The organism is Desulfovibrio sp. (genome assembly GCF_019424165.1).
Classification (GTDB): Bacteria; Desulfobacterota; Desulfovibrionia; order Desulfovibrionales; family Desulfovibrionaceae; genus Desulfovibrio.
Genome location: NZ_JAHZAA010000009.1, coordinates 15,386 through 41,180, shown reverse-complemented (window position 1 = coordinate 41,180; position 25,795 = coordinate 15,386). Strand labels below are relative to the sequence as shown.

The window sequence follows — 25,795 nt, the reverse complement described above, 5'->3', positions numbered from 1 at the left end:
CGCACGGCATGAAGATAGCTTCATACGTCGACAAGGCATGACGGTCATATGGCAGCAAGGTTATTCTTTCGGGGGAGGGTGATTGTCTGTAGCTTCTTTTGCTTCTTCTGCATCATCAAACATGCTGTTGCTGCCCGGCAACTGTTTGCAGCGCTTTTTTAGCGAAGCCGCTGCACGGGCAAGGGCAAAGCCGCTTTTGAACCTGCAAGAGCGCACACCCACTATGGTCAGGGACATGAGCGGAAAACGCTCTTTCTGCTGTTGGCGGTTTTTGCTTTCCATCCAGCCATTGTGCAGGTCTTCGGTAGTGTAAAATGCGGCCACACCCTGCTCGAATGCGTTCAGGATGCTCAGGCAGATATCTTGCGCCCGCGACAGACTGGTTACAGCTATGAAGTCGTCGCCGCCGATATGCCCCACAAAATCGCCTTGAGGCATATTTTCGGCAATGATGGAGGCCAGGCGCTTGAGTACGCGGTCGCCGTTCTTGAAACCGTATTTGTCGTTGTATGCCTTGAAATTGTCGATATCGAAGTAAAGTACGCGCCTGTCCTGCCCAAGGCGTGCCAGGCGCTCAAGCTCGATGTCTATAAGGGCGTTGCCGGGCAGCTCGGAAAGGGGGTTGAGCTGGCGGGCGTTTGCCACTTCAAGCTCGATGCTTTTTTCAAGCAGTTCGCGCACGGTGACAATGCCTGTATGGCAGCCGTTGCGGGTAACGGTTACAAAGTCGTAGATCTTGTTGTTGTCGCGGCGCATGGCCTGCCGGGAGACAATATCTATGGTGGTCTGGTGGTCCACAGCCAGAAAATCTTCATCCATCACCGAGGCAACGCTTTTTCCGGCAAAAAGGGAAAAGCCGAAGCGGCCGCTCAACTGGCGATGTAACTGGTGGCGCATGACCACGCCCACAGGTCTGCCTTCATGCACCACGCACAGGCCCTGAAGATTTTCGTCGCGTTCAAGGTAGGCGGTCGCCTCCAGTACGGGCAGGCTGGGAGGCACGGCAACGCCGGGCCGGGTAATGTGGCGGACGTGGAACTTGTGTACGCGCGCGCCGAAAAAGCGGTTTTTTATTTTGTTTTCACGGTGGATGATGCGCGTCACACGGGCGTCAATGGGCTGTGGAGCTGGGGCGGGGCGCTGTATGAAGTAGCCCTGCCCGTAAGGCACATCAAAGCTGATGAGTGTGGCCAGCTCTTCTTCTGTTTCAATACCTTCGGCGATGATGCGCGTATTGGTCAGGGCGGCAAAATCTTGCATGCTCTTGATCAGGGCCTGCCGGGTAAGGTCTTTGTCTACCCCGCGGATAAGGCACATATCCAGCTTGATGAAGTGGGGCTGCACGTCGGAAATAAGATTGAGGCCGGAATATCCCGCTCCGGCGTCATCAATGCTTATTTTGTAGTTTTGAGCCTTGTAATGCTCGATGATCTTTTTGAAGCCGCGCAGATTGTCCACCGACTCGCGCTCTGTGATTTCAAAAACGATGTCTTCGGCGCTTATGGCGAAGCGGGTGAGGTATTCCTTGGTAAAGCCCACGCCAAAATGCGGGTCCTGAATGATATTGGGGTTGACGTTAAGGAAAAGCCGTATGCCCGGAGCAAGCTGCCGTGCCGCCCGCAGGGCGCTGTAGCGAAAGAGGTGTTCAAGCTCGAGCATGCGGCCATGCCGCAGGGCGGCGTTGATGAGGGCTTCGGGATTTCCCAGAGGGCTGCCCACCGGGCCGCGGCCCAGGGCCTCATAACCGAGAACAGAGCTGTCCCGCAGGGAAACCACGGGCTGGAGTACGCTGTGGATGCTTTTATTGTGCAGGATGTCCCACAAGGCCTGCCGTTCTTCCGCGGCCAGGGCTGTTGCGCGGGCAGCGGCCCGGGCAGCGGCGCGCATGGCGGCCAGGGGCTTTTCCAGCGGGCGCGGGGCAGGACAGAGAACAAAAGGTTCATGCCCGGAAGAAGGGCTTTTGAAAGGCGGTTGTCTGCGCATGGTCTGTCTCCGGTGTGTGGAGTGGGGTTGCTCCATGAGGTAGCGTCCCGGTATTACAGCCATGTGACGGTTGTGCCGGTATTTGCACAAAAAGCGTAGCAGCAGGTTTGTGCGTTGCTGCATGCAGCGCATCAGGTTCAAATACAGGCAGTTGCCACGGCGGTTTTTTACGCAGCAATGCCTTTGCTGAAGATGTCTGAAGGCCGGCACAGACAAAGCGGTGATGGGGGAAGATTATTTATGCTGAAGATATGCGGCTGGGAACGCCACTTGAAATGATGATATTTTGAGGACAAAAAAATAGTTTAATTAACTTGTGCAATCGCTTTTTTTGTGCCACCGTAAACAATAATGAAATTGAATAATGAGATTACAAAAAAACAACGTAGTGAGATCGAACGTATTTTATCAAACTGGACAAACTATCTTAAGAGCGTACCGCCAGCTTCAGATGAAGTTAAAGTTCACAGATGGTTTGGAGCGAATACGCAGATTGTAAAAAAAGATGATTTTAACCAGGGGCTAAGAAGGATTATTGACGAAACAAGAATGAAGCTGGATGCATCGTCGTTTCAGCATCAATAAAAAATTTGCGCCACTGATATCGAGGTGCGAAGTCGTTCATACGACATAAAAGCGGAAAAGCCGGGGTGATAACCTCGGCCCTTTTTATTTTTTCTACAGCAGCACGTTAGCAGCGCCTTGGCTATGCTGTGAGGAGACGCATCCGCGAGGGGGAAGAGACAAAGAACTGGGAATTTCCGCATGCCCCGTTGAGCAATAAAAAAAGCCCTTGCGGCGTGGCCGTAAGGGCATGTTCTTTCTCTGGAGCGGGAAACGGGATTTGAACCCGCAACCTTCAGCTTGGGAAGCTGACACTCTACCGTTGAGTTATTCCCGCAAAAGTGGAGCGGGAGACGGGATTTGAACCCGCGACTTCAACCTTGGCAAGGTTGCACTCTACCACTGAGTTACTCCCGCATGGTCTGCGAAACGGCGAAGCGTGAAACTTTTTTGGAGGCGGCATCCAGATTTGAACTGGAGATGGAGGTTTTGCAGACCTCTGCCTTACCACTTGGCTATGCCGCCAGCAAAAAAATTGGAGCGGGAGACGGGATTTGAACCCGCGACTTCAACCTTGGCAAGGTTGCACTCTACCACTGAGTTACTCCCGCTCAGCGAGGTATGCTTTTACGTGGATTGAGCCTGAGTGTCAAGCTTTGTTCCATAAATTTCGGCAAGATTTATTTTTTTCTGCGCTGCCGGTAGGGCAAACCGGGGCAAAACTGCATGAAAAGCCGGGGTGCAGATGAAACGCAGGACGGGCCGTGATAACGGCCCGTCGAAGTCTGCGTGCGTCAAAACGCGCATCTGTCGTGTGCTACGGTTTTTCGCGCTGGTCCACGATGCGCTGGGCCTTGCCTTCGGAGCGCTGGATGGAGCGCGGTTCCATCAGGCGCACCTTGGCCGAGACGCCCAGAAACTCCTTGATGCTTTTTTGCAGGCGGTTTTCAAGCATCTGCAGCTTGCGTATTTCGTCGGCAAACAGGGTGTCGCTGACTTCCACGCGCACCTCAAGGGTGTCGAGGTTGTGGGATGTGCCAACAAGGAGCGGATAGGTGGGTGTAAGGCCGTCACTTTCCATAAGCAGGCCTTCGATCTGCTGCGGAAAGACATTGACCCCGCGTATGATAAGCATGTCGTCGCTGCGGCCCTGAAGGCGCGAAATGCGCACATGCGTGCGCCCGCAACGACAGGGGGTGTAATCGAGGCTTGTGAGGTCGCGGGTGCGGTAGCGCAGCATGGGTATGCCCTCTTTGGTGAGGGTAGTCAGCACCAGTTCGCCGACCTGACCGGGGGGCAATTGCTCGCCGGTGACGGGGTCGATAATTTCCGGCAGGATGTGGTCTTCCCACAGGTGCATGCCGTGCTTTGCCTCAACGCATTCCATGGCGACGCCGGGTCCCATTATTTCAGACAGGCCGTAGATGTTCATGGCGTCCATGCCCATCTTTTCTTCAATATCACGGCGCATGGCCTCAGACCACGGCTCCGCGCCGAAAATGCCTGTACGCAGCGGCAGTTCGCGAAAATCTACCCCGGCCTCGTTGGCGGCTTCCCAGAGGTGCAGGGCGTAGGAGGGGGTGGCGCACAGCACGGTGGCGCCGAAGTCGCGCATCAGGTGCGCCTGGCGGCGTGTGGCGCCGCCGGATGCGGGAACCACCGTGGCGCCGATGCGCTCCGCGCCGTAGTGCGCGCCAAGGCCACCGGTAAAAAGGCCGTAGCCATAGGCTATGTGTACCACATCCGAGCGGTTGACGCCCGCGGCAGACATGCTGCGGGCCATAAGCTCTGCCCAGGTTTCAAGGTCGCGGGCTGTGTAGCCCACCACCACGGCCTTGCCCGTTGTTCCGCTGGAGGCGTGAAGCCGCACGATGTGGTCGCGCGGCACGGCGAAAAGGCCAAAAGGGTAGTAGTCGCGCAGGTCCTGCTTTTCGGTGAAAGGCAGAAGCTTCAGGTCGGCCAGTGACTTGATGTCCGCGGGGGATATGCCCGCTTCGTCAAAGCGTTTGCGGTAGAAGGGCACGTTGGCGTAAACACGGTTGCACAGGTCGCGCAGACGACGCAACTGCAATGCTTCCATTTCCTCGCGGGGCAGGGTTTCCTGTTTGATGTCGAAAAGCACGGCCCTCTCCTTTAGCTAGCTGGCTTTTGGCGGCGGCCTTGGGCCGTCAATACAAAAATGAAAAACGGCGTTGCCGTGTGTAAACCCTTTTCGGTATGCCGCAATGTCCGCAACTGGTCAACAAAAACAGGGCCGCGCACCGCGCCGGATACGGCTGCCGCAATGTTTTTTGAGAGCTTCCGGCGGGCCGGCATGAGATCCTGCTGCCGTATGCCGCGGCCAGGTATACCTTTTTACGCGGTGGGGCGGCAGCCCGGAAAAGAGCAAAATACTCCACTCGGGCAGGGCGCCACCCAGGCAAGCCCATTGCCCTTGACCCGGCTTTACGGTATGTGCTGTCTATGGAAAATAATCATCCCAATACACCCGTCGGGGGCCGCGCCCCCATACAGTTTTCAGATGTTCCCGCGAACCGCAAGGCGGCGGAGGTGGCCCAATGGCTTGAAGAGCACAAGGCGCTGCGCGTGGTCTGCCTTGACCTTGAGGGTGAGGGCAGCTTTGCCGACGTCCTTGTTGTGGCCGGTGCGAACTCGGTGCGCCACGCCCAGAGCCTTGCCGACGGCGTGGCCCAGCTATGCCGCGAACACAACTACGAATTTCTGCGTACAGAAGGGTATGCCACCGGGCAGTGGATTCTTGTGGATATGAACGATGTTATTGTAAACATCTTTCAGGAGCCGGTGCGCGAGCTCTACGCCCTTGAAGCCCTGTGGGGCCACGGTTCCGGAAAAGGCACGTCCGCTGGGCAGAACAGCGGAGAATAAGATCATGACGCCTACACTGCTACTGATACTGGACGGATGGGGCATTGCCCCTCCGGGACCCGGCAACGCCCCGTCGATTGCCCGCACCCCCAATCTGGATGCCCTGACGACCCGTTGCCCCCAGAGCCGCCTTGTGGCGTCCGGGCGTGAGGTGGGCCTGCCCAAAGGGTATATGGGCAATTCGGAAGTAGGCCACCTGAACATCGGCGCGGGGCGCGTGGTCTATCAGGACATGACCCGCATTGATGTGGCTGTGGAGGATGGCTCCTTCGCGGCCAATCCGGTGCTTGGGGACGTGCTGTCCGCAGTGCGTCGCAGTGGCGGCAGGCTGCATTTTGTGGGCCTGCTGTCCGATGGTGGCGTGCACAGCCATATCCGCCATCTTGAAGCTCTGTGCGCCATGGCTGCTGCGCAGGATATTCCCGTGCGTATTCATGCGCTTACAGACGGGCGCGATTGCCCGCCCCATAGCGGGGTGGATTTTGTGCGCGCCCTTGAGTCCAGCATCAAGAGCCAGCCGCAGGCACGCATTGCCAGCCTGGTGGGGCGTTTTTACGCCATGGACCGCGACAAGCGCTGGGAGCGGGTCAAGGAAGCCTGGGATGTGATCGTGCACGGCAAGGCCCCGTTGGCGGCCGATCCCGTGGCAGCGGTGGAAGCGTCTTATGCTGCGGGTATTACCGATGAATTTCTGAAGCCCGTGCGTTTTGATACAGGCGATGCAGCGCCCGGCATGGCCGACGGCGATGCGGTCTTTTTTTTCAACTTTCGGGCCGACCGGATGCGCGAGCTGACCATGCCCTTCATCACGCCCGGATTTGAAGGCTTTGACAGGGGCGAGCTGCCCGTGCTGTCGGCCCTGGCCTCCATGACCTCTTACGAAGCCAGCTTCAGTCTGCCTGTGGCCTTTCCCAAAGAGGCGGTGGATCAGGGGCTGGGGCAGGTGGTATCCCGTCAGGGTATGCGTCAGTTACGGCTGGCGGAGACGGAAAAATACGCCCACGTGACCTACTTTTTCAATGGCGGCGTGGAAGAGCCTTTTACGGGCGAGGACCGCATCCTTGTGCCTTCGCCCCGTGATGTGGCGACCTATGACCTGAAGCCCGCCATGAGCGCCCCCCGGGTGACAGACGAGTTCATCAAGGCCTGGAATTCAGGCCAGTATGACCTTGTCGTCTGCAATCTTGCCAATGGCGACATGGTTGGACACACAGGGATTCTTGAGGCCGCTGTTGCAGCCTGCGAAGTGGTGGACCAGTGCGTGGGGCGTATGGTTGAAGCTGTTGAAGCCCGCGGGGGGCGTATGCTCATCATTGCCGACCACGGCAACTGTGAGGTCATGCTCACGCCCGAGGGGCAGCCGCAAACGGCACACACAACCAACCCTGTGCCTTGCATCCTGCTTGAGCCGGGCGGCGGGGTCAAAGCCCTGGCTGACGGCAGGCTGGCTGATGTGGCGCCCACCCTTCTGGCCTTGTGGGGGCTTGATCCTTCTCCCCTCATGACGGGGCAAAATCTGGCCCGTGAAGACGGGACAAAGCCGGACAAGAAGGAGGGCGCCCGTGGCTGAACGTAAACGGCCCATCGAGCCTGTGGCCCCGGATGGCATGGAGATCCTTTTCTTTTATCAGTGTCCGGGGTGCGGCAAGCACGTGCCGCAGGCCAGCCCCACAGAGCCGCGCATGGTGCGTTGCCCGGGTTGTGGCCAGGGCTTTCCCATCATCCCCGTGGATGAGCACAGCCTGCATTATGTGCGCATCATGCTGGCCGAAGGCAAGGCAGCCGCTGATCCCGACTTTTTGTAACACAACTGTTTGGGCCGCTCCCGGATTTTTCGGGGAGCAGGCCGGAAGAATCCGGCGTAAAAAACGGCATTCGCAAGGGCGGATGCCGTTTTTTACGCCTCGTGGGATAACACGGAAATCCTGTGGAGCGATTTTTCTTGCAGGCGGTTAAAATTTTTTGACGAAAATTCTTGCCACCGAAAATGAATACGTGTAAAACGAATTTCAACCTAAATGTAGGTTGCTGTATTTTTCTATTTTGTGGGATGTTTTTTCAAAGAGAGGAAGGCTTATGAAACGTATCTGTACACTCGTGCTGGCCGCCGGCCTGCTTTTTGGCGCGGCCACGGGCGCCAGCGCCATCGACTTCAAGGCCAAGGGCCAGTGGCTCATGGGCTTCGGCGTGGGCGATGCCAACCCCATCAAGAATTTCCGTGGCGCTGACGGTAGCAAGACCGCAGGCAAGAGCAGCAAGTTCAACAGCGACGACGATTTCCAGGCCGCCCAGCGCCTGCGCCTGCAGTTGGACGCCGTGGCTTCTGAAGCCCTGTCCGGTACCGTGTACTTTGAAATCGGCACCTCCCAGTGGGGCAAGGCCGACAACGGCGCGGCCCTCGGCGCTGACGGCACCAACCAGATCAAGCTGAAGCGCGCGTACCTCGACTGGATCGTGCCCGATACCGACGCCAAGGTGCGTATGGGTATCCAGGGCGTGGCCCTGCCCAACGTGGCCGGCGGCTCCGCTGTGCTTGATGCCGACGCTGCCGGCATCACCGTCAACTACAAGTTCAACGAAAACGTCGGCCTGACCGCCCTGTGGGCGCGCCCGCTGAACGACAACTATGCTGATGACAATCATGGCGGCAAGCACGCCAACTACCTGGACAACATGGATCTGTTCAGCCTGATGGTGCCCCTGACCTTTGACGGCGTGAACGTGACCCCCTGGGCCATGTACGGCATGGTGGGCAAAAATGCCCTGAAGTCCAAGTGGAACACGAAGGACAGCGCGTATGACGGCGTCGGCACTGCTGACGGCAACCTGCACTACTCCCTGCGCCCCTACCCGCGCATGAGTGGCGCTGGCGACATCGGCAGCACCGGTAACGATTATGCCAATGCTTTCTGGGCTGGTCTGCCCATTGCCGTGACCATGTTTGATCCGCTGAACATTGAGCTTGACATCAACTACGGCTACATGCAGGGCATGGGTCGTTTTGATGCCATGAAGAACGGCGTGACCAAGCGTGCCAGCACCGAGCGTCAGGGCTGGCTTGCCAAGGCCCTGGTGGAATACAAGCTGGATTGGGGCGTACCCGGCATCTTCGGCTGGTACGCTTCCGGCGACGACAGCAATCCCAAGAACGGTTCCGAGCGCATGCCTTCCGTGGCCGCTTCCGGCAACTTCACCTCCTTTATCGGTGACGGCAACATGGGCTGGATCCGTCAGGACTACTCCCTGACCTATGACGGCACCTGGGGTATCGGCGCGCAGATCCGCGACATGAGCTTCATCGAAGACCTGTCGCACACCTTCCGCGTGGCTTACTGGGGCGGCACCAACAGCCCGACCATGGCCAAGTACATGGACAGCGCCTACGCCTGGTCCGATGGCTGGGGCAACAACACCGGCCCTTACCTGACCACCAACGACGGCATGCTGGAATTCAACCTCGTGAACAGCTACCAGATTTACGAAAACCTCGAAATGAATCTTGAGCTGGACTACGTTGCCAACTTCATGGACAACAGCACCTGGAAGAAAGCCAACAACGGCAACGGCGGCAGCTTCGACAAGCAGGATATGTGGAAGGCCCAGGTGGTCTTCGCGTACAGCTTCTAAGCTGCGCAGCCTGCCGCAAGGCAAGCATCGACTTCAAGGGGGGGCTTCGGCTCCCCCTTTTTGCGTGGGAATCGCAGGAGCATGCAGGGGAAGCGGCACTTTTCTGTACGGATAGAGCGCACCCGGGCTTGAAAACCCACGTTTTCAAAACTGTTACAGCCTTTGGCATGGTGATTGACACCGCGGGTCAGTACGCGCATGCCCTTCGTGACAACGGCTGCCGTCAGCCTTGCAATGACGCCGGGATGCCGAAGAATGATCCCGGAGGAGGGCGGGAAGACTTTGGAGGCGACCGTTCCCGGCAGATGTTTTTTCTGCCCGCTGCCTGTTGCCCATCGCCTGTTGCCGTCGCCGTGCGGTCCCACCGAAAACAGTAGGAGCATTTCAGGCGGTAACTGTTGTTTGCACAAGATTTTCCAGTAACGTGATACAGGCTTGTCCTGTGGTTGCGCCGTCCCTATGGGCAGCGTCCGGGTTGCCGCAGCCCCATACGCGCCGTACGGCTTGCCTGCCGGTACGAAAAACGCCGCCCGTCATGCTGGTGACGGACGGCGGAGTCAGGTGGGAGTGCCGGGAAGGCGGCAGAAAAAGTCAAAAACAGGGCGGAATCAGCGCTTGCGCTGCAAATGGTCGCGCAGCAGTATTGCCATCAGGTTCATGCCCAATACCAGAAGCAGCAGCACAAGCCCGGTCCCGTATTGCAGGGGACGGGTTTTTTCTATTTCCGTTCCGGCGGTTGCCAGCACATACATGTGATAGGGCAGGGCCATGACGGAACTGAAGATGGAATCCGGAGTTTTGGGCGTATAAAAAACAGCCGCCGTGAACATGATGGCCGCTGTTTCTCCTGCGGCGCGCGCCACGCCTAGTATGGCCCCTGTGAGCATGCCGGGCAGGGCGCAGGGCAGCACCACGCGACTGATGGTCTGCGACTTGGTGGCGCCCAGGGCCAGCGAGGCTTCGCGGTAGGTATCCGGCACGTTACGCAGGGCTTCTTCGGCCGTGCCTATGATCACGGGCAGGGTAAGCACGGCAAGCGTGAGCACGCCCGAGAGGATGCTGACCCCGAACCCGCAGAAGGTCACAAAAAATGACAGGCCGAAAAGGCCGAAAACCACTGAAGGGACCCCGGCCAGATTGTTCACCCCCAGGCGTACATAGCGTGCAAAGGCATTGCGCTTGGCGTATTCATGCAGGTAAACGGCCGAGGCTACGCCCAGGGGAAAGGCCAGCAGCAGCGCCCCCAGCGAAAGGATGGCCGTGCCGATAATGCAGGGCAGTATGCCCCCTTCGGTCATCATGCTGCGGGGGGGCTGGCTTATGAATTCCCAACTGAGGGCGGGCAGGCCGTTGTAGAACAGAAAACCGCACACGGCCACAAGGGCCAGCACGTTGCAGGCGGCTACGCCCCGCAGAAAAATAAACATGATGTTTTGCGCGCGGCCGCGCGCCTTGCCGCTTGTGGGCGTAAAACGTTTCTGCGGTGTATTCAGGGGGCCGGTCTGGCCGGGCCATATGGGCTGTGACATGTTTTTTCCCGATTCCGGTGGCATTGTTACAGGCTTGAAGTTCCGGCCTGACGATGTTTTTCGGCAATATGGGCCGCCAGCATGTTAAAGGCCAGAGTAAGCAGAAAAAGCACGATGCCGATGGCAAAAAGCGCGTGATAATGTTCGCTGCGGAAGGGAGCTTCGGCCATTTCCGCAGCGATGGATGCAGGCATGGGCCGCACGGGGTCAAGCAGTGACGTGGGGATGATGCCCGCCCCGCCCGCCACCATAAGCACCACCATTGTTTCCCCGATGGCTCGCGACATGCCGAGCATGACAGCCGTGCCGATGCCCGAAAGCGCCGCCGGAATGACAACGCGCACCGTGGTTTGCCAACGCGTGGCCCCGAGTGCCAGCGAAGCTTCGCGCAGGTCACGCGGCACACTGTACAGCGCGTCCTCAGAAACCGAGCAGATGGTGGGTACACTCATGAAGGCCAGTACCACCGAGGCATTGAGCAGGTTCAACCCTGTGGCCGCGCCCAGATAGTCCTGTAAGAAGGGAGCCAGCACCACCATGCCCAGAAAGCCAAGTACCACCGAGGGCAGGGCGGCCAGCAGCTCCACAAAGGGCTTGATGACGCGGCGCACGGCAGGGTGGGCAATTTCCGTAAGATACACGGCGGTGAGCACGCCCAGCGGCACAGCCAGCAGTGAGGAAAAAAACGTCACCGCCAGGGAAGCCGCCAGCAAGGGGAAAATACCGAACAGGCCGGGATCTTCAGTGGGATACCACAACCGACCGAAAAGGAAATCCATGACCGGATAGTGCGCAAAGAGCGGCAGGCCCTCCATAAACAGAAATATGACAATACCGGCCAAGGCCAGCAGCGAGCTGCCCGCCATGCCGGTGAGTATGTAGCGAACCAGTTTTTCTTTCAGGTCTGCGGAACGCATGGGCCGTTCTCCTGACGCGTTGGCCGCGTCCATTGCACTGTGCCGCAGGCGGGGCAGACCGGTTTGCGGTATCCGGCCTGCCCGCGCCCTGCAAGGATTTTTCGTCTGTCGCCTACTTGCTCAGGGGTACGTAGCCCACTGCGAGCACGTCTTTTTGTCCCTTGTCGGGGGCCACCAGGTATTCCACAAATTCTTTCACCGCGCCCTGGGGCGCGCCGTTGGTGAAGATGTACAATTCACGGGCGATGGGCCACTGCTTTGAAAGGGCCGTTTCAGCGCTGGGTCTGACGCCTTCAACAGCGACAGGCCTGGTGGACTTGTCCACATAGCCCAGGCCTACATAGCCGATGGCATTCTTGTTCTTGCTTACAGCCTGCACCACGGCCCCGTTGGAAGCCTGCATGAGCGCCCTGGGGCTGACGCGCTCCTTGTTCATGACAAGCTCTTCCCAGGATTCAAACGTGCCGGAAGAAGTATCGCGCGAGATGGCTACAATCTGGGCGTCTTCACCGCCAAGGTCTTTCCAGTTGGTGATCTTTCCGGTGTAAATGTCGCGCAGTTGCGCAAGGGTAAGAGCGCCCACCTTATTGGCCGGGTTGACCACAGGCACGATGGCGTCAATGGCGATGGCCGTGCGCAGGGGCGTAATGCCGTTTTTGGCGGCGGCGTCCTTTTCCTTGTCCTTGATGTCGCGCGAGCTCATGGCTACATCGCACTGCTTTTCAATGAGAGCCTTGATGCCGTTGCCGGAACCGCCGCCGGAAATGCTCAGCTCCGTGCCGGGGTGCGAAGCCATGAACGCTTCTCCGGCTTTTTGCACCACGGGCAGCACGGTGGTGGAGCCGTTGATGATGATCTGCTGGGCGGCGAAGGCCGAACCGCTCCAGCAAAGCACGGCCAGGGCGCAGGCCGCGAGCCTGCCGCTGTAACGGGAAACGCGTTTTTTGCAATCAAAAGACATGAGTTTCTCCTGGTTTTATCTATGGTGAGAACATTTCACCCGCGGCATCTTTTTGCCGTGTCTTTCTTTTGGCCCGCCTCTGTTACAGAATGATGACGGATACACGAAGACTGCGTGAAAGGAGACCGGGCCGTTCCGGCCACGCTGCCTCCACGCGGCATCCGGCTCTTTGGGGCTGCATGTGCGGTGCGGGGGCCGGTTTTTACGGAAAGTCGTTGTCCGGCGTGTGTGGCGTGCACCGGAGCATTTCCGGAAAAGGCATCAATTGATTTGCCACGGCCTGTGAGGCATGCTTTTTCAGGCGTTTCGCCATGTCACGCAATTGTAACAGAGCTACCATCACATTGGCGCAAAGAGGCGGTTTACTCGGGCTGCGTCACAGAGGTGTGCACTATGAGCCAACAGATATTGATAGTTGAAGATGAAGCCGACATTCGTGAGCTTTTGCGCTTTAATCTCGAGCGTGAGGGCTTCAGCGTTCTGGAGGCGGCGGATGGCAACGAGGCTCTCAGGCTGGCCCGTCAGCATCTGCCGGACCTCATGCTGCTGGATGTCATGATGCCCGGCCCGGACGGGTTCGAGGTCTGCCGCCTTTTGGGGGCGCAGGCTGAAACCGCTCATATCCCCGTGCTTATGCTGACGGCCAGAGGCGAAGAAATGGACCGCGTGGTGGGCCTGAGCCTTGGCGCGGACGATTATGTGGTCAAACCTTTCAGCGTGCGTGAGCTTATGCTGCGTATACGGGCAGTGCTGCGGCGCGGGACGCGCAGCGGCGAAAGCCCGGTGCTGGAGCGCCACGGCATACGCCTGCGGCCCGATGCCCATACGGCTGAAGCGCACGGCGAAGAGTTGCAGTTGACAGCCACGGAGTTTCGCCTGCTGGAAGACCTGCTGCGCCATGCCGGATCGGTTCGCACGCGCGAACAGTTGCTCAACAAGGTGTGGGGCTATTCCTTTGAGGGATATGCCCGCACGGTGGATACCCACGTGCGCCGCCTGCGTGCCAAGCTGGGCCATGCGGCCTCCATGCTGGAGACCGTGCGCGGGGTAGGCTACAGGATAAAAGAATAGCCGCCTGGGTCACGGGCAGGCTTGCAGGCCTGTGACGTGTCCGGGCAGATACGGCGGCACAGCCGCATTGGCGGAAGATATGCTTTCATTCAGAACCAGAATTTTTGGCGGCATGCTGGCCGTGGCCCTGGTTTCCATTGCCGTGGCCGTATTTTACGGCAAGGCCTGGTTTGAAAAAGTACAGCTTGAGTCGGCGCGTGAACGTCTTGTACGCGAAACAGCGCTGGCCGGAGTTATTCTGGACGGTCTGGGCGACCATACGGCAGGGCTGATGCGCCTGGCCGCCATTCTTGATATGCCCGAAGAGCGCCTTTCACTGCTGGATCCGCAGGGCCATGTGCTTGGCGATACCGCGCCGGATGCGCAGCCCGTAACCCGGCTGGACAACCATGCCGACAGGCCCGAAGTGCGCGAAGCCATGAGCAGCGGTGCGCCGGGTTTTGCCATCCGCCCCAGCGGCACATTGGGCAAAGACCTGGCCTATGCCGCCGTGATGCTGCAAAATGGCGATATCCTGCGCGTCTCTGTACCCCTGGCGAATCTCAGGCAGATTATCGACAGCCGCCTTGCCGTATTTACGCAGATCGGCGTGATTACCGTCATCCTTTCCCTGGTTCTGGCAGGGCTGCTTTCCGGGGCGTTACGCCGTTCTTTGCGGCAGATGGTGTCTGTGGTGGAGGGCATTTCGCTGGGCAATTTTCAGCGCCGCCTGCGGCGCATCCCCGGCTGCGAATTTGCCCCCCTGGCCGATGCCGTGAACCGCATGGCCGAAAACATTGAGGAGCACGTCCGCGTCGCGGCGGAACAGACCGCCCAGCTTGAAAGCATACTGGATACCATGAGTGATGGGGTGCTGGTGCTTGGCCCGCGCGGGCGCATCCGCCGCTGCAACAGGGCGCTGGTTCGCGAATTTCCTGCGGCGGCGTCTGCCCTGGGCGCGCAGGTGGTGGAAGTGATACCCTCGCCCCCCCTGCAAAACGCCGTGGACGAACTCATGGCCGAGGCCGACGCCCGCACCGAGGCTCGCCAGCGGGCCGCAGCCCTGGCTGCCTCGGCACGGCATGTTGCCGTTAATCAGGATGACGAAGCAGGCTCTGGTTCTTCCGCAGCGGCGGTTTCCGCCTCTGCCCCGGCGGCCCACGGCCAGGCCTCGGCATCGGTCCCGACCGCTGCCGGCTCCGCAGATCCGGCCATACACGGCACGGAGGCGAAAAATGACGAGCCTCTTGTTCCCGACGAAGCATTTGCTGCGGAAGGCGGGCGTGTGCAGCGCTACCTGCACCTTGAGCTGCCTTCGGGCCAGGCCATGTCGGTCTGCATTTCCCTGCCGCCTGCGGCGGAGGCGTCAGACGGCGGGCAGGTGGGCGCCGTGGCCGTATTTCATGACATAACGGAACTTATGCGGCTTGAGCGTGTACGGCGTGATTTTGTGGCGAACGTGTCGCACGAGCTGCGTACGCCGCTCACGGCCATACAGGGCTATGCCGAGACCCTCACCAGCCTTGACGGGCCGCCGGAATGCCGCCGTTTTGGCGAAATAATCCTTAAAAACGGGGCCTGCCTTTCACGCATGGTTGATGATCTGCTGACGTTGGCCCGCCTTGAGGGCAAGAGCGGCAGCCTTGAGCTTGTTCCCACAGATCCGCGTGAGGCCCTGGCCCAGGCAACGGGCATGTGCCGCGAGGTGCTGGAACGCCGCCGCTGCCGGGTCGAGTCGCATCTTTCCGCAGACTGCCGGGTCATGGCAAGCCAGCCCCATTTGACGCAGGTTTTTCGTAATCTTCTGGAAAATGCAGGGCGTTACGCGCCCGAGGGCGGCAGCATACGCGTGACGGCGCGTCAGGTGGGCGACAGTGTGGCTTTTCGCATTACCGATGACGGCCCGGGCATACCCCGGCAGGACCTGGAACGGATATTCGAGCGCTTCTATCAGGTAGAGCGCCACCGGGGGCAAGCCAGCACCGGCCTTGGGCTTGCCATCTGCAAGCATATCATTGAGCGGCACGGCGGCAGTATCCGGGCGGAAAGCCCCGCTACGGACGGCAGCACGGCCCTTGTTTTCACTCTCACTTCCGCCCACGGAGCAGCACAGTCATGAAGGAATACCTGCAGGCACGCAATGTCAGCGTTTACTACGGGCAGCACAAGGCCCTGCATGAGGTCAGCCTGGCCTTTGAGCCGTGCCGGGTTACGGCCCTCATCGGCCCGTCCGGCTGTGGCAAATCCACCTTTTTACGCTGCCTGAACCGCATGAACGACCTCGTACCCGGTGCGCGCGTGGAAGGGGAAATCCTGCTGGACGGCAACGATGTGAACCGGCCGGATACAGATGTGGTTTCCCTGCGTTGCCGGGTAGGCATGGTCTTTCAGAAACCCAACCCGTTTCCCAAAACAATCTATGAAAATGTGGCCTACGGCTTGCGCGTCAACGGCCTGCGGGATGAAAGCCTGCTTGCGGAAAAAGTGGAGCTTTCTCTGCGGCGGGCCGCCATCTTTGATGAGGTGAAAGATCGTCTCCAGGCTCCGGCCCTGGGGCTTTCCGGCGGGCAGCAGCAGCGCCTGTGCATTGCCCGCGCCCTGGCCGTGGAGCCAGAAGTGCTGCTGATGGACGAACCCGCCAGCGCCCTGGACCCCATTGCCACACAAAAAATTGAAGAAAGCATACGCGAACTGCGTGAATCGCTGTCCATCATCATTGTCACCCATAACATGCAGCAGGCCGCCCGCGTGTCCGACACAACGGCCTTTTTCTACATGGGCGAACTTATCGAGCACAATGCCACGGACATCATGTTCACGCGGCCCGGCAAAAAGCAGACAGAAGACTATATTACAGGTCGATTCGGCTAGGGCGTTTTTACTTTGAAAATGCTCTGGCGGCTGCGCGGGCAGACGTTCGCTGTGGAGGCGCAGCGCAGTTTATCTGTGCGGTTAAACGCCGTAGCGAGCGCGCCCTGAGTTTTGAGAATATGTATTTTCAAAGGTAATCTGCTCTGGGAACGTCAGGCGATCCTCACCCATTCCATCGCATTTTTCAGGAGAGCACCATGCAACAGGCCAACTATCTGCAGCAACTGCTTGTAACCTTACGTACCCGCCTGCTGGTCATGTGCGCCAGCGTGGGCATTGCGCTGGAAGAAGCGGGCAAAGCGCTTGCGGCCAACGACCCCGGCAGGGCCGCCGCGGTTATTGAAAGCGATGCGGCCATCGACGCCCTGGAAAACGAAATTGACGAAATGGCGTTGCGCCTGCTGGCTCGTTCCCAGCCTGTGGCCGGGGATCTGCGTTTTGTGGTAACGTCGCTGCGCATGGTGGTGGATCTGGAACGTATCGGCGACGAGGCCGTGAGTATGTCCGAGCAGGCCATTCTCATGCAGAACATGCCGGGTTTCAGTATCATATCGCATGTGCGTGATCTGTATGAAGGCGCGCGCGATGCTTTTGAAAGCGCCGTGCGGGTCTTTCGCGAAAACGATGCCCAGGGGGCGCTGGCCATGAGCCGGGGCGATGATGAAGCCGTGCAGAATGAAGTACGTATCATACAGGGCATTATGGAATGCCTCTCTGATCCGCATTGCAGCCTCAAACCGCACGTCGCCATGCATATCATTCTTGTCACACGCTCGCTGACGCGCATCTGGCGGCGGTCCGTCAATATTGCCGAGCATGTGTATTTTATAAGCCGTGGCGAAAGCCTCAAGCACCGGAGCGACGGACGGGAAGAAACGGCAGATCCCGTGGCGGGCGCGGTGCAGCCCGAAGCCCCTGCCCATGCGGCGGTAACAGACGCCGGCGGCGAGGCCCAGGCTGCGTCGGTAAAAGAAAAACAGCAGTTGCGCGGCAAGAAGGAAAAGCATACCGATAATACCTGAGCGCCGGGCTGTTCCGGCCGCAAAACAGCACTGGAACCGTCATGTGCCAAACCTCGCCCCTGCCTGAAGCGGCCCTGCGCTACAGATACGCCGACAGGCAGCTTGAACGTCTTTACCCCGGCCTGTCTTTGCTGCTGGACGCCTACGCTGTCGTGGATATGGGGGTGAACGAGGCCGTGCTGGCCCACGGGCGCGAAACGGTGTGCCGCGCGGGCTGTTTTCAGTGCTGTTGCCAGCCCATACCCGTCAGCCCGCTGGAAGCTCTGGGCCTGCACTGGCATATGCGCCACAGGATAAAGCCGGAGATGCGCCACGTGTTGGGCCACAGGCTTGCATCCTGCCAGGGGCGTAGTGAGGACGTGCTCTTGCCGTGCCCTTTTTTGTGGGACGGGGCCTGCCAGGCCTATGCCTTGCGCCCCGTTGCCTGTCGCCAGTATATGGTTTTCAGCCGTCCCTGCGCTCCGGGTGAGGATCCCGCGCGCGACCGCCCGCAGGATGTGCTTATGCCGCGTCATGCCCGCATGCTGGAAGCCCTTGCCCGCACACTGCCCTGGTATGCCGGGCGTGAACCTCAGCCCCCGCCGCAGTCTGCCAGAGAAGAAGTGCGAAAGTTTTTTCGCTCCGTCACCACCGTGATTCAGGCAATCCCCTGGAAACGCTTTACGCAGGCCTGACGGCTCCGATAATGCGCGGTTATTTTTTGGCGGCCGCGTTTGAGCAGCAAAAAATAAAAAACATATTGACTTTCCCCCTCACTGTAATGTTTTTGTGAAAGAAGCATCGGTCGATGACATGCCCGCCTGCACGGCGTGCAGCAGTGGGCAGACTGAAAGCACCAAGCTACAGGCAGCCCGTTTTTTGCCAAAGCCCGAGGTTGATTGCTCCAGATGCCAATGCCTTCGCAGGGTGGATGAAAATGCCTGCGCAAGGCCTATACACGCCAAAGGCCCGCACGGTTTGCCGCCGCGCGGGTCTTGTGTTTCCGGTGGTCAGTTTCTAGCCGTCTTCTGTCAGGTTTTGCTGTTCAAGCAGGCCAAGAATATGGGCGACCATGCGCGCATAGGCGGGATCGTCCCTTTGCCGGGGGCGGGGCAGAGCCACATCAAAGCGGTCCACAATGCGCCCGGGATTTGTACCCATAACGATGATTTCATCGGCAAGATAGACGGATTCGTCAACGCTGTGGGTGACAAAGACGATTGTTTTACGGCTCTGTTCCCATACTTCAAGCAGGCGTTTTTGCAGGGTAATGCGGGTGAAGGCGTCAATGGCGCCAAAAGGTTCGTCCATAAGCAGCACATCGGGGTCATTGGCCAGCGCCCGGGCAATGGCTACGCGTTGCCGCATGCCGCCCGAAAGCTCATGGGGCATGGCAAGGGCAAATCTTTCAAGGCCTACCATGGCGAGATAGCGGCGGGCCTTCTGCTCGCGCTGGTTTTTATCCATACCGTGAAATTCAAGGCCTATGCCCGTATTGTCAATGACGTTCAGCCAGGGGAAAAGAGAATATTCCTGAAAAACCATGCCGACCTGGCGGCACGGGCCATGCTGCAATGCGCCGCGAAAGCGTATTTCGCCCTGCTCGCACGGGGTAAGCCCGGCCATCATGCGCAAAAGCGTTGACTTGCCGCAGCCGGATGGCCCCACCAGGCATATGAAGTGCGAGGCCGGCACGGTCATGCACACGTTACGCAAGGCCTCCACAGGGCCGCTCTTGGTGCTGAACACCTTGGATACGTTGTGGATGGCAATTTCCGCTTCTGCCTGCCCGGCGGCCTGCGCTGCTATTTGGTCAGTCGTTTCCATACAAATTTCCTGTCTTCATAAAATCTGAACAGCCTGTCCAGCAGCGCGCCCACAACGCCGATGCTTATCATGCCCGCAATAACCACATCGGTTCTGCCCACGGTGTAGGCATGCGTTATGAGATAGCCCACGCCCGAAAGGCTGCCGGGCAGCATTTCCGCAGAAACCAGGCACATCCACGAGACCCCGAGGCCGATGCGCAGGCCGTTGACAATGGAAGGCGCGGCGTAAGGCAGCAGCACCTTGCGGAAAATGTCCATCTGCCCGGCTCCCAGTACCCGTGCGGCATCGGTAAGCGTTTGCGGCACCATGCCCACGCCGTGTATGGCGCTGGTCAGGATGGGGTAAAACCCGCCGATGAAGATGATAAAAATCATGGATACTTTTATGTTATGAAAATATGGATAGGCTGCGCCAATGGGGACGGAAAAAACGTCGGCCAGGCTGAGCATGCCGAACCACGCAAGCACCAGCGGAACCCAGGCCAGCGGCGGGATGGACCGGAACAGGCCAAGAAAGGTGCTGAGCGCCGTGTTCACGCCGGGCTTGTAGCCCATGACAATTCCCAGGGGAACGGCCAGCGCGGCGGCAATAAAATAGCCCGCAAAAACGCGCGCCAGGCTTATGAGGGTGTTGGCGGGCAGGGTACCCATAGATATCACGTCTTCCTGCGGGCTGGTCATGAGGCTCCATACCTGCGGAATGCCAGGCAGAATGATGTCATTCTTTACCACATGGGCCATAACGTGCCACAGCAGCAGAAACAGCAAAGGAAAAACCAGAGGCAGAATAAAGGCTTTGATATTTTTCATTGATGCCAGTTGCGCCCGAGTGATCAGCGTCTTGGTGATCCGCCCGGCACGCGAGGTGCCGCAGGTGACCGGCGGAATGGGTATATGCGGGCCTTGCCCGGATTGTGCCGCAGGGCCGGTTCCGGCCCGAATAGTGACCGGAACCGGCGGCAAGCGTGCTATTTGCCGTTCAGAAACTGCGGATCCACAAGAATGTTTTCTACTTCACCAAAGCTTTTGTCTTTGAGCGCGCCCTTGAAGTAACCGGCTTTGTTCAATTCGCCCAAATAGCCGTTGGCGCCTTCTTTCCAGCCATCAGTAAAGCTCTGCAAAAAGCGCAGGTTGGAATTTTTGCCGATTTCTTCCGGCAGGCCTATCCATTTGGAACCGACAATGCCGGCGCGCTGGGCGTCTTCGTTGCACCACTGGCCCACGCCAGCCATCAGGCTTACAAAGTCGCGCAGAATGGCAGGGTGCCCGGCAATGATTTCGTCGCGGGCAGCGATGACGCAGCAGGGATAGTCCGCCCACTGTCCCGCAGGGGGAAGGTCGCGCAGCATGCCGATATCGCAACCGGCTCCTTTGCCTGCGGCAGTCTGGGGGAAGGGTTCCGGTCCGACAACGGCATCAACCTGCTTACTGCTCAGCGCCGGAATAAGGTTGGACATGCCCTTCAGATCCACCAGCACCACCTGCGCCTTTTGGTCAAGGGGATTGCTTGTATAGCTGATACCCTCTGCCTTGAGCGCGCTTTCCAGAATGATGATGGGCGCGCTGCTGGGCGAATGGTAGCCAATGCTTACCGGTTTGGAAGAGGCTTTGATGTAAGCGGCAAATTCCGGCCAGGTTTTGGCCGGGACGGCATTGGAAACCACAACGCCGCCGCTGGCAAGCACCAGCGGGGAAACGATTTTTATGGGAATGCGCTTGTCGATGCCCGCCATGATGGCGGTAATGGAAGCCAGGCCGATATCAAGCTGCTTCTGGGCAAAGAGGGTGGCTGTTTCAGAGCCGCTCTTGATGACGACAATGTCCAGCACGGCAACGGGCTTGCCGTCTTTCATCAACTGGTATTTTTCCTTGGGAACCACGGGCTGCAGCCACATGCCGTTGACCGTGAGTTTTTCTCCCATATCCATCGCGGCCATGAGGGGCGTGTGGTTTGTGGTAAAAATATACCCCACCTTCAGTCGGGGCAACTCTGCGGCGTGGCTCGCGGCTGCCAGGGAAAGAACAAAAAGTGCTGCAAGAACTTTACTGAACAGGGTTCGCATACTGTCTCCATCAGGTTACTGGTGTTGCAGGGTATTCAACCTTGACCGTGTGCATCCGGGCAGGTCTGCGCGTATGCCGCGTATGGTCTGGGTGGATGCAAGATTTTAAGCGCCCGCGGCGGTTCACTGACCGCACGCATGAAGTTTCCGGTGTACGGGCAGCGGCCCGTGGCAGACATCCTCCAGTTGTCCTTCTTCGCCAAGAAGGCCCAGCGCATCGGCGCGGCAGCGTGTGCAGTGGCGCATCTGGGGGATGAGCATGGCGGCCTCGTCCCGCAGGCGGCGCATCATTTGCGGGTCCGGTGAGGGCGTGCGGGCAAACCGGGTTCCCTGCACAGGCAACAGGGGAATGCAGTTCATAAGGTCTGCTCCCCAGGAAGACACCGTCTGGGCGACAGCCTGCACGTGCCTGTCGTTGATGCCCGGGATAACCACGGAGTTTATTTTTACGGTTACCCCTGCTGCCTTGAGGCGGCGTATCCCTTCTTCCTGCCGTTCAAGCAGCAGGGCCGCGGCGTCTGTTCCCGTCAGCCTGCGCGCGCCATCGCTCACCCAGGTGTAAATGTCTGCGCCAATGGACGGGTCAACCGCATTGACGGTAACTGTCACATGCCCCACCCCCAGAGACGACAGGGCCGCAGCATGCAGCGGCAGGGCAAGGCCATTGGTGGAAAGACAAAGCAGAATGTGGGGCAGTGCCTTGCGCAATGCTTCCAGTGTGTGCAGTGTGCGCCCGGCGTCTGCCAGAGGGTCGCCGGGGCCGGCAATGCCGATGACGCTCAGGTGCGGCATCTGCTTTACGGCACGCAGGGCGGCCTCAAGGGCTTCTTCCGGCTCCAGCAGCCGGGCTGTAACGCCCGGGCGCGATTCGTTGACGCAGGAATAGCGGCGGTCGCAAAAACCGCACTGTACATTGCAGCCCGCAGCCACAGGCAGGTGCGCCCTGCCGAAGGAGCGGTGGGCCTCGGCATTGAAACAGGGATGCCGCGCACTGTCGGCCTGGGCTATGGTCATGCCTTGCTCCCCGGTTTTATGCCGAACCGTATGCAGTCCTTGGGGCATGATCCCACGCAGTCGCCGCAATTCGTGCAATTTTCTTCATCAGGCCGTGTGCGCATGAGACAGGCGCGCTTACACTGGTCACAATCGTTGCATTCCTGTGTTTTATAAAACCGGAAAAAGGAAAACCGGCGCACCAGCTCAAGGGCAGCGCCAAAAGGGCAGGCAAAGCGGCACCAGCACATGAGCACGCCAAGGCCCAATGCCAATATCGCTACCGTGATCACAAGGCGCAGTTGCCACATGGGAAAAGCGTGCTCCCACGTCAGCCATACAGACGGCCAGAATTCGCCAATCCGCAACGGCACGTTTACGCGGGGCTGCCCCATGACGAACCATATGGTCAGCCCCGCAGCCAGCATGAGGTATTTTGTCCATTTATAGCTGCTTATGCCGGGCGGACTGGCCTTGAAGCGCAGGGGGTTGAGGGCGAGCGCCCGGTTGACCAGGCTGCCGGGGCACAGCCAGCCGCAAAATGCCCTGCCGAAAAACAGGGCCACAGCCAGCCACACTCCCCAGAAGCCCCAGAACAGGCGTGACATCTGGCCGGGGCAGGTTATGACAGGGCAGTTTTGGCAACTGACAAACGGCACGACAAAGGGGCAGCGAAATGCGCCGTACAGCCCCCATTCACCGATAAAGAGGGTAGAGGCAAAAAGCGCCGCCCTGTTACACCAGTGCAGCATCCGCAGTTTGACGCTGGGCCTGGCGACTATTTCATGCAACATCTTTGACCCCCAGCTTTTCGATCATTTCCTGGCCCTTACTGGAAAGGGCGGGGATGAACCCGGCATGTTCAAAAAAGGCCTGGCCCTGCGGCCCGGTCAGCCAGTCTATGTAGGCGGCAGCCATGTTTTTATCCGCAGCGTCCGCCATAAGCCCCACTGTGAAGGTCAACGGCCCGGCAGGAAAAAATTTTTCCGGGATCTCGACCACGTCCAGATGATCGGCAAAGCGTTGCATGCGGCATATGCGCCGCTCGACGATCATTGCATCGGCATTGCCACTGGTGACGTTTTCTACAGAACGCTGCACGCAGGTTCCCTGCTCAGGCACATTTGCCAACACCTGCTGTGTGAGGCCAGATGCCTTGAGCAGCCCCATAACCGCCTGGCCGCCGGGGGCGGAAGCGTCTTTGGCCATGGCAACGCGCACGCCGGGACGGGCGAGGTCGTCAAGAGCCTGTATCCGGGCCGGATTGCCCCTGGGGACGGCGATGACGTAGCTTGTAAAGCACAGGGGGCGAAAACTGAGCATTTTTCCCGCCTTGCGTAGGTTCTGCGCGAGGGCAAGCACCCGTCCGGCAAAAACCTCGGTGTGTCCGCTGCCCGTGAGCAGGGATTTGCCGAGGGCTGCGGCAAAAGCGCCGGTATAGACGATATTGACGCCGGATTGACTGGTGTACTCCTCATGTGCCGGACACATGGCCTCGGCAAGACCGCCGCACGACCAGACCTGGAGCGTGCCGCCTGTTGCCGCGGCGGCAGCCCGGGGAGCGATGATCGCAGCTCCGGCAGCCCCCAGGGCCAGCGATTTTATGAAACTGCGACGTCCGTTTTCTTTCACATCCATAACAGCCTCCATAAACATATGTTGGAACCGATGGCCTGCCGCAGCCGTGAGGGGCTTGCAGGCGAACTGTTGTACACTCATGGAAAAACCGCGTTCGCGCTCTTGTTTCCGCTGCCGTACGGCTGGCGGCAGATGTTTTCCGGCCTGGAAAATAAAAAAAGTTTCGCATGGACATGCGAAACTTGCGCTGTGAAAGATGATTGTCGCACCCTGTCAGGCAGGGCTAAAGATATGGCTAACCGGAGGCCCTGCGTGAAAGATGATGCGAGACAACCTGCCCCACAGCGCCGGTACGTCAGGTTCCGCCGGTTGCGATGCTATAATGCCGCAGAAACAGCGCCGCCGTGGTGCGGGCGGGGCTGAAAAGAAGCGGCATATGGGGTCGGTTGTTCACTTTCATTTCAGAAAACAGGGTTGTTATCCTGCCACAGGGCAGAGCGCTTCGGGCAGGGAGTCTGGAGTATGCTACTGTGAAAAAAATGTTCCAGCAAGGGGCATTAGCCGCGCTGCCGGAATTGACCGGCGCAGCCTGGATAAAAAATTTTGTGCCATGGCGTATGGGTCTGCCAGCAGGCGTACATTTTGGCCGTATGGCTGAACAGCCGCTGCGAAGGGGCCAAAGTGCGCAGCGTGCAGTATGCTGCATTTCTGGCTGGTGCTGAAGGGACCGGGCCTGCCCAGAGGACAAGGCTTCAGGCGTATCGCCCGCGCAACCGCCGGGCATGATGCGTATCCCCCGGCGGCTGGCCGCCCCTGCCGCAAGGCAGGGCGGTCAACCACCGGGGGATGTTTTATTGCATGCTGGCAGCGGCCGGAGCTGCGTTTTGCTATTCAGTCGTAAAGGTAAGGGCTTCGTCCTTGACGTCCACGGTCACGCTCTGGCCGTCGCGTATTTTACCGCCCACAATCTGGCGCGCCAGCGGCGTTTCCACAGCCTGCTGCACATAGCGCTTGAGGGGCCGTGCGCCGTAAACCGGATCATAACCCGCCTCACCGATGAAGTTTCTGGCGGCATCGGTCATGTCGAGCCTGATCTTGCGGTCTTCAAGGCGCTTGCGCAGGCGGGCCAGTTGCAGATCCACAATGCGGCTGATCTGGTCGCGCCTGAGCGGCAGAAAGACCACGGTTTCGTCCACGCGGTTCAGGAATTCGGGCCTGAAGTGCGCCCGCAGGTCTTCCATAACACGCTCGCGCGCGCCTTCTTTCAGGGTTCCGTCCGCCTCAATGCCGTCCAGAAGGTGCATGGAGCCGATGTTGGACGTCATGATGACAATGCAGTTGCGGAAGTCCACGGTACGGCCCTGGCTGTCAGTGAGGCGGCCGTCATCCAGCAGTTGCAGCAGCGTGTTGAACACGTCCGGATGGGCTTTTTCTATTTCGTCAAAAAGAATGACGGAATAGGGCTTGCGCCGCACGGCCTCGGTCAGCTGGCCGCCTTCGTCATACCCCACATATCCGGGAGGCGCGCCGATGAGGCGGGATACGGAGTGCTTTTCCATATACTCGCTCATGTCCAGGCGGACCATGTTGTCCTCAGTGTCAAAGAGCGCCTCGGCCAGAGCCTTGGAAAGCTCTGTTTTGCCCACGCCCGTGGGACCGAGGAAAATAAACGAGCCGGTGGGCCTGTCCGGGTCGGAAAGCCCGGCGCGGGCGCGCAGCACCGCATCGGATACCGCATTAACGGCCTCATCCTGGCCCACTACGCGCTGGTGCAACTGCTCGGGCAGGCGCAGCAGCTTTTCGCGTTCCGATTCCAGCAGGCGGGTGACGGGTATACCTGTCCACTTGCCCACAATTTCGGCCACGTCGTCGGGCCGCACTTCTTCCTTGAGCAGTCGGGGGCCTTCAGCGCCGTTGCCGTCCGAATCTTCGGCTTCAGGCAG

22 protein-coding genes and 4 tRNA genes are annotated in these 25,795 nt (G+C 59.2%); 10 read left to right on the top strand and 16 right to left on the bottom strand.

Annotated elements, in window-relative coordinates; translation table 11 throughout:
• Positions 1 to 60: 60 nt before the first annotated feature.
• Positions 61 to 1,983, bottom strand: coding sequence for a GGDEF domain-containing protein (locus QZ377_RS05295; RefSeq protein ID WP_291440155.1), 1,923 nt, complete (start codon positions 1,981 to 1,983; stop codon positions 61 to 63).
• Positions 1,984 to 2,334: 351 nt separating this feature from the next.
• Here QZ377_RS05295 and QZ377_RS05290 point away from each other — a divergent pair, with 351 nt between their 5' ends.
• On the top strand, positions 2,335 to 2,568 hold the full coding sequence (locus QZ377_RS05290; protein WP_291440154.1) for a hypothetical protein: 234 nt from the start codon (positions 2,335 to 2,337) through the stop codon (positions 2,566 to 2,568).
• Positions 2,569 to 2,809: 241 nt separating this feature from the next.
• Here QZ377_RS05290 and QZ377_RS05285 read toward each other — a convergent pair.
• The 5 genes from QZ377_RS05285 to QZ377_RS05265 all read right to left on the bottom strand — a co-directional run bounded on the left by QZ377_RS05285 (position 2,810) and on the right by QZ377_RS05265 (position 4,669).
• Positions 2,810 to 2,884: transfer RNA gene (locus tag QZ377_RS05285), tRNA-Gly, on the bottom strand.
• Positions 2,885 to 2,889: 5 nt separating this feature from the next.
• Positions 2,890 to 2,964: transfer RNA gene (locus tag QZ377_RS05280), tRNA-Gly, on the bottom strand.
• A gap of 34 nt (positions 2,965 to 2,998) precedes the next feature.
• Positions 2,999 to 3,072, bottom strand: a tRNA-Cys gene (locus tag QZ377_RS05275).
• Between the two features lie 11 nt (positions 3,073 to 3,083).
• Positions 3,084 to 3,158, bottom strand: a tRNA-Gly gene (locus QZ377_RS05270).
• Positions 3,159 to 3,364: 206 nt separating this feature from the next.
• A complete protein-coding gene (locus QZ377_RS05265; protein WP_291440153.1) occupies positions 3,365 to 4,669 on the bottom strand; it encodes a phenylacetate--CoA ligase in 1,305 nt (434 codons plus the stop codon).
• A gap of 341 nt (positions 4,670 to 5,010) precedes the next feature.
• On the opposite strand from QZ377_RS05265, the gene rsfS reads away from it, so the two are divergent.
• From rsfS to QZ377_RS05245, 4 genes are all read left to right on the top strand, one after another.
• Positions 5,011 to 5,433 carry a ribosome silencing factor gene (gene rsfS, locus QZ377_RS05260; protein WP_291440152.1) on the top strand — a complete coding sequence of 141 codons (423 nt, stop codon included), beginning with the start codon at positions 5,011 to 5,013 and terminating at the stop codon, positions 5,431 to 5,433.
• Positions 5,434 to 5,437: 4 nt separating this feature from the next.
• The gene (gene gpmI / locus QZ377_RS05255) at positions 5,438 to 7,003 is read left to right on the top strand and encodes a 2,3-bisphosphoglycerate-independent phosphoglycerate mutase (protein WP_291440151.1); all 1,566 of its coding nucleotides are present in this window, start codon (positions 5,438 to 5,440) and stop codon (positions 7,001 to 7,003) included.
• On the top strand, positions 6,996 to 7,238 hold the full coding sequence (locus QZ377_RS05250) for a hypothetical protein (RefSeq protein ID WP_012624199.1): 243 nt from the start codon (positions 6,996 to 6,998) through the stop codon (positions 7,236 to 7,238). The genes gpmI and QZ377_RS05250 overlap by 8 nt, the downstream gene beginning before the upstream one ends.
• A 271-nt stretch (positions 7,239 to 7,509) precedes the next feature.
• Complete coding sequence (locus tag QZ377_RS05245; protein ID WP_291440150.1) at positions 7,510 to 9,060, top strand: outer membrane homotrimeric porin; 1,551 nt, start codon at positions 7,510 to 7,512, stop codon at positions 9,058 to 9,060.
• A 608-nt stretch (positions 9,061 to 9,668) separates the two neighbouring features.
• On the opposite strand, the gene pstA is transcribed toward QZ377_RS05245, so the two are convergent.
• From pstA to QZ377_RS05230, 3 genes are all read right to left on the bottom strand, one after another.
• The gene (pstA, locus tag QZ377_RS05240) at positions 9,669 to 10,487 is read right to left on the bottom strand and encodes a phosphate ABC transporter permease PstA (protein WP_291440184.1); all 819 of its coding nucleotides are present in this window, start codon (positions 10,485 to 10,487) and stop codon (positions 9,669 to 9,671) included.
• Between the two features lie 128 nt (positions 10,488 to 10,615).
• On the bottom strand, positions 10,616 to 11,506 hold the full coding sequence (gene pstC, locus QZ377_RS05235; protein WP_291440149.1) for a phosphate ABC transporter permease subunit PstC: 891 nt from the start codon (positions 11,504 to 11,506) through the stop codon (positions 10,616 to 10,618).
• Positions 11,507 to 11,618: 112 nt separating this feature from the next.
• Positions 11,619 to 12,467, bottom strand: a complete 849-nt coding sequence (locus tag QZ377_RS05230; RefSeq protein ID WP_291440148.1) for a phosphate ABC transporter substrate-binding protein — start codon at positions 12,465 to 12,467, stop codon at positions 11,619 to 11,621.
• 393 nt (positions 12,468 to 12,860) lie between these two features.
• On the opposite strand from QZ377_RS05230, the gene QZ377_RS05225 reads away from it, so the two are divergent.
• From QZ377_RS05225 to QZ377_RS05205, 5 genes are all read left to right on the top strand, one after another.
• Positions 12,861 to 13,538 (top strand): response regulator, encoded by a 678-nt coding sequence (locus tag QZ377_RS05225; RefSeq protein ID WP_072311676.1) that lies wholly within the window; start codon positions 12,861 to 12,863, stop codon positions 13,536 to 13,538.
• Between the two features lie 79 nt (positions 13,539 to 13,617).
• A complete protein-coding gene (locus tag QZ377_RS05220; protein ID WP_291440147.1) occupies positions 13,618 to 15,636 on the top strand; it encodes an ATP-binding protein in 2,019 nt (672 codons plus the stop codon).
• Entirely contained in the window at positions 15,633 to 16,388 is a 756-nt protein-coding gene (pstB, locus tag QZ377_RS05215) for a phosphate ABC transporter ATP-binding protein PstB (protein ID WP_291440146.1), read from the top strand. Before QZ377_RS05220 ends, pstB begins: the two co-directional genes overlap by 4 nt.
• A gap of 197 nt (positions 16,389 to 16,585) precedes the next feature.
• Entirely contained in the window at positions 16,586 to 17,410 is an 825-nt protein-coding gene (gene phoU, locus QZ377_RS05210; RefSeq protein ID WP_291440145.1) for a phosphate signaling complex protein PhoU, read from the top strand.
• 41 nt (positions 17,411 to 17,451) lie between these two features.
• Complete coding sequence (locus tag QZ377_RS05205) at positions 17,452 to 18,084, top strand: YkgJ family cysteine cluster protein (RefSeq protein ID WP_291440144.1); 633 nt, start codon at positions 17,452 to 17,454, stop codon at positions 18,082 to 18,084.
• Positions 18,085 to 18,406: 322 nt separating this feature from the next.
• On the opposite strand, the gene QZ377_RS05200 is transcribed toward QZ377_RS05205, so the two are convergent.
• The 7 genes from QZ377_RS05200 to QZ377_RS05170 all read right to left on the bottom strand — a co-directional run.
• Positions 18,407 to 19,216 carry an ABC transporter ATP-binding protein gene (locus tag QZ377_RS05200; protein WP_291440143.1) on the bottom strand — a complete coding sequence of 270 codons (810 nt, stop codon included), beginning with the start codon at positions 19,214 to 19,216 and terminating at the stop codon, positions 18,407 to 18,409.
• The gene (locus tag QZ377_RS05195) at positions 19,195 to 20,028 is read right to left on the bottom strand and encodes an ABC transporter permease (RefSeq protein WP_012624210.1); all 834 of its coding nucleotides are present in this window, start codon (positions 20,026 to 20,028) and stop codon (positions 19,195 to 19,197) included. Before QZ377_RS05195 ends, QZ377_RS05200 begins: the two co-directional genes overlap by 22 nt.
• Before the next feature lie 158 nt (positions 20,029 to 20,186).
• Positions 20,187 to 21,281 (bottom strand): ABC transporter substrate-binding protein, encoded by a 1,095-nt coding sequence (locus QZ377_RS05190; RefSeq protein ID WP_291440142.1) that lies wholly within the window; start codon positions 21,279 to 21,281, stop codon positions 20,187 to 20,189.
• 123 nt (positions 21,282 to 21,404) lie between these two features.
• Positions 21,405 to 22,295, bottom strand: coding sequence for a nitrogenase cofactor biosynthesis protein NifB (gene nifB / locus QZ377_RS05185; RefSeq protein WP_291440141.1), 891 nt, complete (start codon positions 22,293 to 22,295; stop codon positions 21,405 to 21,407).
• Positions 22,292 to 23,068: a 4Fe-4S binding protein gene (locus QZ377_RS05180; protein ID WP_291440140.1), complete on the bottom strand. Its 777-nt coding sequence runs from the start codon at positions 23,066 to 23,068 to the stop codon at positions 22,292 to 22,294. The genes nifB and QZ377_RS05180 overlap by 4 nt, the downstream gene beginning before the upstream one ends.
• On the bottom strand, positions 23,058 to 23,912 hold the full coding sequence (locus tag QZ377_RS05175) for a substrate-binding domain-containing protein (RefSeq protein ID WP_291440139.1): 855 nt from the start codon (positions 23,910 to 23,912) through the stop codon (positions 23,058 to 23,060). Before QZ377_RS05175 ends, QZ377_RS05180 begins: the two co-directional genes overlap by 11 nt.
• An 827-nt stretch (positions 23,913 to 24,739) precedes the next feature.
• Positions 24,740 to 25,795, bottom strand: a 1,056-nt coding sequence (locus tag QZ377_RS05170; protein WP_291440138.1) for an AAA family ATPase, incomplete at its 5' end; no start/stop codon positions are given.